The 11,758-nt window shown below is 58.2% G+C and carries 8 protein-coding genes; 5 read left to right on the top strand and 3 right to left on the bottom strand.

The features are described 5' to 3' along the window. Positions 1-190 (top strand): tetratricopeptide repeat protein (locus JOD69_RS20405; RefSeq protein ID WP_210024187.1); only part of this gene is annotated, 190 nt, incomplete at its 5' end. Then, on the top strand, positions 187-1,716 hold the full coding sequence (locus JOD69_RS20400) for a sulfotransferase (protein ID WP_245245706.1): 1,530 nt from the start codon (positions 187-189) through the stop codon (positions 1,714-1,716). The genes JOD69_RS20405 and JOD69_RS20400, both read left to right, overlap by 4 nt. Before the next feature lie 339 nt (positions 1,717-2,055). Here JOD69_RS20400 and JOD69_RS20395 read toward each other — a convergent pair whose 3' ends face one another. The 3 genes from JOD69_RS20395 to JOD69_RS20385 all read right to left on the bottom strand — a co-directional run bounded on the left by JOD69_RS20395 (position 2,056) and on the right by JOD69_RS20385 (position 6,259). After that, positions 2,056-2,823 carry a VPLPA-CTERM sorting domain-containing protein gene (locus tag JOD69_RS20395; protein ID WP_210024186.1) on the bottom strand — a complete coding sequence of 256 codons (768 nt, stop codon included), beginning with the start codon at positions 2,821-2,823 and terminating at the stop codon, positions 2,056-2,058. A 98-nt stretch (positions 2,824-2,921) separates the two neighbouring features. After that, positions 2,922-5,177, bottom strand: a complete 2,256-nt coding sequence (locus tag JOD69_RS25155) for a cytochrome c peroxidase (protein ID WP_077731889.1) — start codon at positions 5,175-5,177, stop codon at positions 2,922-2,924. A 329-nt stretch (positions 5,178-5,506) separates the two neighbouring features. After that, positions 5,507-6,259, bottom strand: a complete 753-nt coding sequence (locus JOD69_RS20385; RefSeq protein ID WP_077731888.1) for a VPLPA-CTERM sorting domain-containing protein — start codon at positions 6,257-6,259, stop codon at positions 5,507-5,509. A gap of 586 nt (positions 6,260-6,845) precedes the next feature. Between JOD69_RS20385 and JOD69_RS20380 the strand changes: the two genes are divergently transcribed. From JOD69_RS20380 to JOD69_RS20370, 3 genes are all read left to right on the top strand, one after another. Further along, positions 6,846-7,337 (top strand): TlpA disulfide reductase family protein, encoded by a 492-nt coding sequence (locus tag JOD69_RS20380; RefSeq protein ID WP_077731887.1) that lies wholly within the window; start codon positions 6,846-6,848, stop codon positions 7,335-7,337. A gap of 1 nt (position 7,338) precedes the next feature. Beyond that, the gene (locus tag JOD69_RS20375) at positions 7,339-7,578 is read left to right on the top strand and encodes a DUF4266 domain-containing protein (RefSeq protein ID WP_077731886.1); all 240 of its coding nucleotides are present in this window, start codon (positions 7,339-7,341) and stop codon (positions 7,576-7,578) included. Between the two features lie 502 nt (positions 7,579-8,080). Continuing rightward, positions 8,081-11,332: a DUF3570 domain-containing protein gene (locus tag JOD69_RS20370; RefSeq protein ID WP_077731885.1), complete on the top strand. Its 3,252-nt coding sequence runs from the start codon at positions 8,081-8,083 to the stop codon at positions 11,330-11,332. The last annotated feature ends 426 nt before the right edge of the window (positions 11,333-11,758 follow it).

Here is an 11,758-nt window from a genome sequence, read left to right as displayed (position 1 = left end):
GCCGCTGTTGGAAAAGGCCGTGGCGCAGGCGCCCGAGGTACCCATTTTCCAGTATCACCTCGGCATGGTGTACCTCCAGGCGGGCGATAAGGCCCAGGCCAAGGAGCGCCTGGAAAAGGCCGTGGTCAAGGACAGCGATTACCTGGGCCTCGAGGAAGCGAAACAGGCCCTTGCAGGCGTTTCCGAATGACAAGCTTCATACAGCGCGGTTATGCCGCCATCCAATCCCGAAACACGGCAGAAGCCGCCACGTGGTTCGAAAAGGCGGTGGCGGAAAATCCGAAAGACGCGCAGGCCAAGGCTTGCTTGGGACAAGCCTTATGCTGGCTGGGTAGACGCGATCAAGGCATCGTCCATTTGCGCCAGTCCGGTCAGTTATTGCTGAAAAAAGCGCGCAAGAGCCGGGATATCGGTTTGCTGCTCGGGCTTACCGAGCAGCTGCAATTCTGGAACGATTATCGGGGATCGCTGGAATTGGCGAAACAGGCGGTGCAGATCGATAGTTCGCAGGTTCGCGGTTTTCAACTGCTGACGCTTGCCCACTCGAGGTTGAATCAGAACAAATCGGCATTGGCGGCTTGCCGGCAGGCGGTCAAACGGGCGCCGCATAGCGCTATGCTGCAAATTTTATTGGCGAGCCTGGAAACGGCCGACGGGAGTTGCGACGAAGCAAAACAAAGGCTCGAAAACGTTTTGAAAGGTTTTCCGACGCCTGAAGAAAGATTCCGGGCGCATAAGGAATTGGCGCGGATACACGACAAGCTCAAGGCATACGACCAGGTGTTCGGCCATTTGCACGCTGCCGCGGATGCGTCCGCCTTGCTGCCGGAAGTCAGAAAGCAGGATGCCACTCTAGTTCCGAATTTGATCAGAACCAACACCGCCGGTTTTACTCGGGAACTGCTGGCTCGCTGGTCGGAAACCGCGCTTCCGCAGGATCATCGAGCGCCCCCGGTGTTCCTCGTGGGGTTCATGCGCTCGGGGACTACGCTCACTCAGGAAGTTCTGGATGCCCACCCGGATGTTTTCGTTGCCGACGAAGCGGACTTGATTTTCGCCTTGGGAAAGGAACTGGACCGCATGTCCGGGTCGACCGGGACGACGCCCGAACAGCTTGGGAAGCTCGATCTGGCCGGCGTGACGCATTTGCGCCGGTTCTACTGGAACCGGGCGCGGGAACGGTTCGGAGACAAGATCGACACACGGATTTTCGTGGACAAGACTACGATGAATACCATCGATTTGGGACTCATCAATTGCATTTTTCCGGAGGCCAAGCTTGTTTTCGTCATGCGCGATCCGCGCGATGTGTGCTTGAGCTGTTTCATGCAGACCATGATTCCGAACCCCTCTACCGTCCAACTGCTGAGCTGGAAGGGAACGGCGGCCTTTTACGCGCAGGTCATGGAGTGGTGGATGTGCATGAAAACGCGGATGACGCTGGATTTCGTCGAATTCCGTTACGAGGATGCCGTATCCGGATTCGAGACGACCTTCCGCGAAGTGTTCGCCTTTCTCGGGCTTTCCTGGGATCCGGCGGTTGCCGATTTTCACAAGCGGGCGGCGGGAAAATACATCAATAGCCCCAGTTTCAACCAGGTGGCGCAGCCGCTTTACGCCTCGTCGGTCGGGCGCTGGCGATATTACGAACCGGAGTTTGCGCAGGTGTCCGAGATCCTCATGCCGTTCGTCGCCGGCTTTGGATACGATCCCTGAGGATTTGAGACATATTCGTTTAGAGCATTTTCCGGCTAGGCTAGCGCCCCCAAGGCGCAGTAGGTCGGCAATCCTTTGCCGACACGACGAGACATCTTTGTCGGCAAAGGGTTGCCGACCCACGATTATAGTGTTGGCGTGGAAGCTGGCTTCAGCCGACGATAACTCCAAATCGCTTTCAATCCGGTATTCATTTTTGCCGGGCGGGTGAGGCCGCGAGACCGTAACCCACCGAGCGGCCTTGAATCGGTGGGTTACGCTCCGCTAACCCACCCTACGATTCATGTTCACTCGAATGTCGAATGGAATAAGTAGGTCGGAAATCCGTTTCCGACGGAATCAGGCCATCGCTTTCCGTTTTCTCATGCTCGAAAACGTCAAAAGGCCCGTGATAAAGAACCAAACGGCCGCAGGAAGGGGAACCGGCGAAGCCTGCAGATTGCCGTTGATCCACACGTCGGCGTGAAGACCTTCCGAGGCATTCGGGCCTAGGCTGAAAAGCAACGGCCCCGATGAGCCTGACGTTGCCGCATTATCCAGACCGTATACCGAGGCATTCACGAAACCAAAGCCCAGACTGGGAGAAACATTGGTGAAGCCCGGAAGGAAACTGTCGGAACTGCTGGTCCTGAAGTAGTCGAGAAATATATCGGTGTCCGCAGACTGCCCGCTGGCGGTAGCAGTCAATTCGAAATCCAGAGCAAGTTCGATGGCATAGCTGTCGCTGCCGAGGTTGTTGAAATCCAGGCGGAACCACCCCAGGTGGGAAGAGGCTACCGTACCATCGGTTACATTGCCGCCTACTGCGAATGTCCGACTGAAACTGGTTTCGACGCTAACCGGGCCCACGGTTGGATTGTCGGCTGCGATTGCGCCGTCACCGGTGGTCGCCACATAGGAATCGGGAGCGCCCGCCTGCTCGAAATAACCGAGAATTTGGAGTCCCGACAAGTCACCCGGATTGTTGAGGTTGGTGATGTTAGTGATGGTATAGGTCAGTGTCGCGTCGCTGCTGAACGCACTGGCCGCCAGTGTCGTTTGGGCGCTCGACAAACCCATTACCACCAAGGTGGCTAGTACTTTGTAGTTTTTAGTAAGCGGTTTCATGCATATCTCCTAAAAATAGAGGCCGGTGCGAATGAAAGCCGGGCACTCATTGATTGCCCGGCTTTCGATCCGCGGCAGCCGGATCCATTTCGGCCTGACTACGGTTCCAAATAATTTTCGAACGGCAGAATCGGATCGGTCGCGCCGTTCGCCCCAACCGCCGGAATCGTCAAGGTGTCCTCTGTAGCCAAATTTGGATCCAGCGGATTGCCCGCAGTCACGGATTGGCTATCTCCGCTGTGCCCATGGGGTACGACGATCTCCGGATGATCGAACGGCGCCTTTTCGTAACGTACCCGGTCGTCGGTGAAGGTTTTCAAGAAGGCGAGCAGATGCGAGCGTTTAATGGGATTCTCGGCCAACGTGACACTGTCCATTAACGAATGCTTATCGGGATTGTTGACATTGCCGAACCGGGAGTAGAACTCGAGGACTTCTTCCAGGGTGGCCATGCTGCCGTTATGCATGTAGGGCCCCGTCAGTTCGATATTCCTTAGCCCTGGTATTTTGAAAACCGCTTTCTTGGCCACGGCCAACTTGCCCGGTGCCGAAACGAGAGCGGCATTTGCGGCCGCAATGGTGGGACTGTATTTGCGTAGGGAATTCAGGCAGTTTTGATCGCGCAGCACACCCTCACGGCTGCCGTCGATTTCTATGCCGTCGGGTATGGTGAATACTGTGGAAATCACGCTATTGGTGTTTAACGCAAGAGGCGTCAGAAAATCGCAACTGCGGACGTTGTCGACGCCCGGATCGACTATCCCTGAATCATTGCCGAGCAAATATTGAACGTACTGATCGGAGAACGACAAGGGATTACCGAAATCGTCGACGCCTCCTACCCCCGGATCGGCATCCGGATCGCCGACGCCGGTATTTGCGAAACCCATATCCATCAACCGCTGGCCGCCTGAAGCGACATCTCGGATAACGACATTAACATCGCGGTTGATGCCGGCAGCCGCGGCTCCGTTCGAGGGGCCAAGAGCATTGGGACCGTACTCGATCAAGCTATGATCCGGACCGAAATACATACCCGGCGTGGGCGTCACCAAAGTGCTGTTCGTGACCATGGCGGCGGTGGTCATGGTCGGGCCGGCATGACACAGGTTGCAGTGATTGTCCACGAAGGTCTGGAATCCATCCGTCAACACGTCGATTTCTTCCTGAGTCTTGCCCATGCCCTGCCAGGTTGGCCTGTGCGTCTGCGGATCGCGAGGCGACAAGTCGATGGGGGCTTGATCGGATACCAGCGTGGACTGATAAAGCTGAAGCGCTATGCCGAAAAACATGGAAAAGTTGGCTTCCATCTGGTTGTAAGGCGTTTGCCCGGAAGGCGCGCCGAACGGACCAAGGCCGCCGTAAGACCAGTACTTCGGATTGAATGCCTGAGTGATCATGTTCTTGTAGGTCGTGCTCAGTCCGGGTTTCAGAGTCCCCGGCGAACTCAGGCTGAATGGTCCCAGTACACTGTCTTCATGATGGACCTTCTGATACTGCAAGGGCTGGCGCAGCAGCAGCTTTCTGCCAATGGCCGGCCACGTGCGCTGCCTGCAACTCATTTCCGAATCGCTCAACGGAGGCCCCATGGCCTGAGAGGCGAGCGAAGAGTTTTCCAGATGCAAGCGCTGCTTGACCACGCTTCGGGCGTTGATTTTTACCCAGACCCCGGCATCGGGATCGCGGTCGCCCCAGGGACTGCTGCCGTTGAAGATGTTGTTGGCTCGGCCGTCCCAGAAATTGCGGTGGTTGAACACGGCGTTGATGACGGTGGGCGTGTTCCTGGGCTCGACCCGTCTCGTGCCGACATGATTGACGTGAAACACGGGATCGGCGCTGCGGGCACATTGATCGCTCGTGCCGGTGAATTTCGAAGCGCCGATAAAGTCACCGCTGAACGTGCCGGCTGAAGAAACGACGTCGTCGGTCGCGAAAGCGACTCCGCTTTCTTGATGCAAGGGATCGTTGAACCGGAAAGTCGGAAAGTCGTTGCGGGTCAATGTGTGGTTGGCGCCCCCGGAGCCCGACGGCAGTGCCTCGAAAGTTTGGCCGGTCGGACTGCTGCTCTTTTCCCCCGGATTCAGCTGATTCTTGACGCGCCGATCCGCCCCGGCATGGTAATGGCAGGAGGCACAGGCCATGCCGTCGCTGCCGACGTTCATGTCCCAAAACAGAGCCTTGCCCAGGGCGATGGCCATGTTCTTGTTGACGACGATGGGATCGGAGCCGTCCAAGAGACCCGGAACCGGCGGAATGGGCACCTTTTGCAAGGGCATGGGCTCTGGGCCGTGGGCGAACGCCGACTGCGCGATCAGCAGGCAAACCCCCAAAAGGACGTAGTTGATAGACCGCATGTTTTTACCTCGAAGTTGGCGGCCTTAGAACCTCTCCCCCGAGGTTCCGCCGCGGGAAACGCTTATCCATGTTCGTAAAAAGCGGGGCAGGGACCAATGTCCTTACCCCAATACCGTTTGTCTAAGATTTTTCCGTTCGGGTTGAGCGCAGCCCTTTGGAGCGTAGCGGAGAAGGGCGAAGTCGAAGCTCCGGAGAGGCCGTTCATCCTTCGACTTCGTCCCGCGCACCATATAAGCGATGGCGCGGAACTACGCTCAGGGTGAACGGTGTCTTCTGTCTGAACGAACGGCATTGCCTCTGCCCCGCTCGAACACCATTACCGGCAAAATCAAGCGACCGCCAGGCCCGCTTTCCGTCTGCCGAGCGACACCAAACCCATCAAACCGGTGCCGAAAAGCCAGACCGCGGCGGGAATGGGGACGGCACTGACAGGAGCGCTCAGCGTAATGTTGTCGATTCTTAAATCAAACCTTTTGCCGTCCTCCGGCACAATCGGGTAGCCCTTATAGTGGATCCAGAAGGCATCGATGTTTTCGAACGCCTCATCGAGGGTCAGTGTGCCGTTGAAGCCGTTGGCCACCGTCTGATAAGCGACCACGGTTGGGTAGTTGGTGCCGTCGCCAGCGGCGAGGTCCGGGTTCAGGGCCATATTGAACCCCAGGATTTCCCAGACATCGTTGGGGCCGGTCCCCGGATTGGCGTTCTTGATCGGCGCCTGAAACTCCATGGACGTGAGGCTGAACGCGGAGCTGTCCTGGGCTCGTACGTAGATGCCGGGGGAGTCGGGATGGTACTGGAGCAAGGTGCTGAAGTCCCCATCATACCGGTGCAGGTGGGCGTTCGGGTCGGGGTTGCTAACAGTGCCGATCGCAAACCCATCCTCGAAATAACACCCGGCCGAACCGGCGCCGGCACAAGTGCCGCCCGGCTCAGGCGCCAGATTAGCTTTGCCGTAGTAGGCCGCGAACGTCATGGCTTCGAAATCGATCGTGACGGGGTCTACGATGGCGGCCCCAGCGGTGCCGGTGGTTAAGGTCAGCGCGGAAAATATCATTCCGGCGATTGTCTTCGATTTGTTCATCTAAAAATCTCCATAGCGTATGAATCCGGTATCCCCATTCGTCCAGGACAGATATGGCCCGGCGAAATAAAGAATTCCGCGACAAAGGACCGGGCGTGCGATGCCGACGACCGGCCGGTGAAACGCTGACCCAGCCGGTTCCCGGCTAAATCAGGAGGGTGCGGCCGCTGCGTTACTATCCTGCGACAAGGACCATTCCCCCGCGGCAGTAACGAGCAAAATACATACCACGCCCAATTCGTCTGAAGGCCGTTACTGCCGTTCCGGGCAAAACCCGCTCACCCGCTTTAAACCACACCTGCGCGATGGATATTCCATAAGATCGGACTTGGGGGAAGCGTTCGAGTCGAGTGTGGGATTTGAAGCCTCTATCTGGGTCATATGCCTCATGGCCGAGGAGCGGCGGTCCGCTTCCGGGGCGGGCCGAGGACGAGCCCTGAGGTCGCGATGCAGGCTCTAGCGTACGTCCGGCGGCGGAGGCAAGTACGTGGCGCTGTCGGCGCCGCGATCTCGTAACCGATGGCACAGCCTGTGCTACCTAGGGCGGTGGTTAACAGCCTGTCACCTCGGATTTACATGCAGAACAATGAAAACATTTCTTCTATCGGCTCTTCTGCTGCTCGGCTGCAGCGCTTCGGTTTATGCCGTTCAAGAGGGATCGTCGGTACCCGGGTGCCCCGCGGCATTACCCGGCAATAACGAAAAACTGGACTTCGGGGCTTATAAAGGCAAAGTCGTGCTTGTCGACTTTTGGGCCACTTGGTGCCCGCCGTGCAAGAAATCCATGCCTTTTATTAACGGATTGCGCAACGAACGTCTGAAGGACGGATTCGAAGTCGTTGCCATCAACGTGGACGAAAACACCGAGGACGCTCTGCGATACCTCGAAGCCCACCCGGTGGATTACGTCACGGCGTTCGATGCCTCGGGCGAGTGTCCGCGCGTTTTCGAGGTGAAGGCCATGCCGTCGTCTTATCTTGTCGACAAACAGGGCAAGGTGCGCGCGATTCATCTCGGCTACCGCGACGAGGATCAGGACGCTATCCGCAAACAAGTAGACGCGCTCTTGGGGGAATGAGATGACATTCTTCCGAAAGCTTCGACTGGCGCGTTTGCGGCAGCCGATTCTGCTCTGCGCCCTCGTGATTTGCCAGGGCTGCACCAGCGTCGCGCCGTGGGAAAGGGGCACTCTGGCCAAGCCGGAGATGTCCATTACGCCCGATCCCAGCCTGACCGGCTTGCGCGACCACATTTTCTCCAGCAAGGAAGGCTCGCAAGGTGGACATGGCGGCACCGGGGGCGGCTGTGGCTGCAACTGATCCGCATTCATCGCCTCTCTGCCGATTTGCTCGCCGCGCCGCGTCGGCGGGTCAATGCTTCAGCGGAGAATGGGCTTTTCCACTCCGCCTTTCGCGTCGGCTTGGTTCAGGCGGCGTCCGGAAGGGATTCCCGACCTACTCACAGTACGTCCGCTGGCGACTCGATGTAGGTCGGCAATCCTTTGCCGACTTCTCGGCATGGGTTCCCAAACAGGAGTTTGGGAACCAGCGTAAGGGATTCCCGGCCTACGGCCCGGCGGCTCGACATAGTTCGGCAATCCCTTGCCGACGGCTCGCTTGGCGCGGTCGGTGTCGGGAAGGGATTCCCGACCTACGGCCCGGCGGCTCGACATGGTTCGGCAATCCCTTGCCGACGGCTCGCTTGGCGCGGTCGGCGTCGGGAAGGGGTTCCCGACCTACGGCCCGGCGGCTCGACGTAGGTCGGCAATCCCTTACCGACGACGATGTTAGCGCCGTCCTCGCGAAGAAGGGGGCGTGAGAAATGCCGGTCAAATCGGAAAAGCCCAAGGCGCTTCTCGCCTTGACGACCGCCGCCCTCGCCCTGCCGGGCATGGATGTCTCGGCCGCGGTTCCGGTCGCGCAAGCGCAAGGTAATGTCCACTTCGGTTATTACGAGGAAAGCGATGACCGAATGCAGGTCGAGGTTTCCCACGGCGATTTCATTGTTCCGGTTTCCGACCGGCTCGAATTCACCTTCAGCATCGACCGCGATACCTACAGCGGCGCCACGCCGGCGTTCAGCATCCCGGCGACCATGGCGGATCAGCCCAAGTACAAGCAAAACACTGACGGAACGCCGGCCAGCGATCCGACACCGGCCGATGTCGTTTCGGCGGCTTCCGGGGGCGTCACTGCCGGTGGGTTGACTGTTCTCGGCGGGCTCAATGCGTACAAAGCATTCTGGGACAGCAAGGATGCGTCTGAGGCGGACGCCAGCGCGGCGTTAGCACAGTGGAAAGCCGCCAATCCCGAACCTCCGTCTCCGCCGTCAACGCCGACGATCGACAATGTGACGATCGATTTCGAGAACATGACATTCGCGGCCTACTACGGCAAAGCCAACGCAGCGCCTGAGCCGGGCGGCAGCTGCGCCGGCATCGGTTCGGACGGCTGTTATTTCGAGGATGGGTTTGCGATCGGCACCGTGAACGACCCCACAGCCCCGAACGCCCACCTGCATCGGCTGGACGGAGACTTCAGCACCTTGCTCCAGTACCATCCCGATTCCGCCGGCATCTACGTGCGCGCCTTGGACGGTTCGGCCTTCAGCCTCGACTCTATGGAGTTTTACGCGCGGATCAAGTCAGGGAATCCGGGGACCGGCCCCAACGATGTCTGGGAAATCCTGGGGTTCAATACGGCCCTGAACCCGGACCTCGCCGCCGGCGACGGCACTAACTACGACGCGACCCGAGTGGCTTATCAGATCGTGGCCAACGGCTTCCAGGGCGCATTGACCCTGAACGAGGCGTTCGAAAACATCAACGCGTTCTGGATCCATTACAAGGGCTATCCGCAGACTCCCACGGACGGCAAGCGGTTCGATGTGCAACTCGATAACATCAATCTCTCTGGCGTTACCCTACCTAGCGAAAGAACCGAGGAACAGAAAGCATGGGACCAGAAGCTCGCAGCGGAGATCCAGAGACTCACCAAACTTGCCGTTATCTCACGATATCGCGCGGTTCTCGACAGCCTAGTGCCCAAAGGCACGAAACCGGTCCAGCGGTTCCAGACGCAACCGCGCGAAACGCGCACCATGCCGGTATTCGGCGCCAAATACTATTTCGACGAGGCCACGCTTGCCCTCTCCGGCGGCTATTCTCTCGAGCCGGATTTCAAATCGAGTTTCGGCTCGATCAATCTGAGCCACGAATTCAACCAGAAACATACTACGGTATCGGCGGGATACAGTCTGACCAGCAATGACATCAGCCGAGGCACCGTCCACTCAACTGACAGCGAACACTCGCATGACAACGATGATTCGCCCAATTACCCGGAGCTGCGCGAAGAGAGCGTTTTCCACGGCTTCAGTACCAGCATCGCGCAGGTGTTGGGCAAGAACACATTGTTTCAGGGCACGGCCAGCTACACCAACCAGAGCGGTTATCTCACCAACCCATATAAGTACGTTTACGTGCGCGGGGAAATTACGCCCGAGGAGTACTATGAGATTTCGCAGGCGAAAGCGGGCACAATCGACTGGAAATCCGTGACCAATCTCGAAGTCGTGGGGATCGAGCTGTTTCGGGAAAGACGGCCCGACGAGCGCAACCAGTGGGCCTTCTCCGGTCGATTGAACCGGCATATACCGGCGCTGGATGCGTCCCTGCATTTCGATTACCGGTACTACTTCGACGATTGGGGCATCGATTCTCACACCTTCGAGCTGAAGTGGTATCAGCCACTGCCCTTCGGCATCATGGCTGCGCCGAGCATCCGCTATTATTCGCAGTCGCAAGCCGACTTCTTCGCTCCATATTTCCTTGCGCCCAGAGCCGACGGCTATTATTCGAGCGATTTTCGCCTGTCCGGCTTCGGCGCCCTGAGCGGCGGCATCACGTTCAGCAAGCAGTTCACCAAGGGCATTCGGCTGGAAGCGGGCTTCGAATATTACAGCCATGCCGGCGATCTGAAGCTGGGCGGGGGCGGCGCGGGCGATTATGCCGATTTCAACTATTTCCTGGCTCACGCCGGGCTTAACGTCAATCTGTCGGCGCCCGGCTCATTCTCGGGCGGCCACCACGAACACGGCTCGCACCATTACGGGCATAACATGCCCGCCGGCATTATGTTCGGCCATATGATGGACCAGGCCGACAGCTTGATGGCGGGGTATCGCTACATGTACAGCAATCAGGCGGGGGATATGCTGCACGGTACCAACAGGGTCGGCAGTCAAACGCTGATCGGCAGCGCCTGCGGCAACTCGGGATGTCTCTCCCGGCCGAAAGACATGACCATGCACATGCACATGCTGGACATCATGTATGCGCCGACCGACTGGCTGAACCTGATGCTGATGCCCCAGCTCGTCGACATGGAGATGGAGTCGAAGCCGTTGCCGGGGGCTCCGGAAGACGACGAGCACGGCGGCGGGCACAGCAGCGACGGATTCGGCGATACCTTGATGGTGGCATTGATCAAGCTGTTCGACGTGTCCGGGCACCGCCTCAATCTGGGACTGGGGGTCAGCGCGCCCACGGGCGATGTCGACATGACCGTGGATGGCGGGGCTACGGAGGACGGTGAATTACAGGATTACAGTATGCAACTCGGCAGCGGCACCTGGGATTTCAAACCCAGCCTGACCTATACCGGACAGGCGGACAAGTGGTTCTGGGGCGCGCAGGTGAGCGGCACCAAGCGGCTCGAAGGCAGAAACAAGTCGGGTTATGCCCTGGGCGACGTATTTCAGACCACCGCCTGGGGCGGCTACAGCCTGACGAACTGGCTGTCGGCTTCGGTGCGCGGCGTTTACACCGTTCAAGGTTCTATCCGTGGCGAATTCAACCGCGAGCATTCGACCACCGCGCCGGTGGACTTCCCGTCCAACTACGGCGGACGCTATTGGGATGTGGGGCTGGGTCTCAATCTTTCAGTACCCAGCGGCGATTTCGCCGGCCACAATCTCAGCGTCGAGTGGTTGCAACCGGTGTCGGACGATGTCAACGGTTATCAGCTGGCGCGCACCGGGACCTTGGCCGTTACTTGGAATTATGCGTTTTGATGGGCCGGGTTGGTTTCGGGATTGAATGGTGTGTATGGAAAGTTGTCGGCAAGGACTGGCCGATAGCTCGAGCGTTTTACTAGCCGGATTCCTGATGTCATTTGACAGTAGAGTTTCAAAGAGATTTTTGGCCTATCGCATAGCGCTGAAAATGGATGCCTCCCCTTTGTATCCTTAGGGCAAATGCCCCAGTTCCTACGGCCTTTGCCTTAACTCCAGACTTGCGGCTATTGCAGAAATCCTCTCCATACGAGGCAAATAACCGCTACCACTGGAATAGTGCGCCGGCGACGAAATCTGGCGCAAACGTTGCTCAATACGCAACGCCATTACAAGGTCTATCAATGGTTATGAGTTAAGGCAAGAATATCGACCCCTTGCCTATCATGTGGCGATTTTGTTAACCAAATACACTAGGAACCCGAA

This window comes from Methylocaldum sp. RMAD-M (genome assembly GCF_017832375.1).
GTDB lineage: Bacteria > Pseudomonadota > Gammaproteobacteria > Methylococcales > Methylococcaceae > Methylocaldum.
The sequence above is the reverse complement of the archived record's forward strand: the minus strand, read 5'-3'. Positions and strand labels throughout refer to the sequence as shown.

Coding starts and splice junctions, on each gene's coding strand:
- JOD69_RS25155 (WP_077731889.1), bottom strand. CDS start 5,177: ATGCGGTCTATCAACTACGTCCTTTTGGGGGTTTGCCTGCTGATCGCG.
- JOD69_RS20400 (WP_245245706.1), top strand. CDS start 187: ATGACAAGCTTCATACAGCGCGGTTATGCCGCCATCCAATCCCGAAAC.
- JOD69_RS20375 (WP_077731886.1), top strand. CDS start 7,339: ATGACATTCTTCCGAAAGCTTCGACTGGCGCGTTTGCGGCAGCCGATT.
- JOD69_RS20395 (WP_210024186.1), bottom strand. CDS start 2,823: ATGAAACCGCTTACTAAAAACTACAAAGTACTAGCCACCTTGGTGGTA.
- JOD69_RS20370 (WP_077731885.1), top strand. CDS start 8,081: ATGCCGGTCAAATCGGAAAAGCCCAAGGCGCTTCTCGCCTTGACGACC.
- JOD69_RS20385 (WP_077731888.1), bottom strand. CDS start 6,259: ATGAACAAATCGAAGACAATCGCCGGAATGATATTTTCCGCGCTGACC.
- JOD69_RS20380 (WP_077731887.1), top strand. CDS start 6,846: ATGAAAACATTTCTTCTATCGGCTCTTCTGCTGCTCGGCTGCAGCGCT.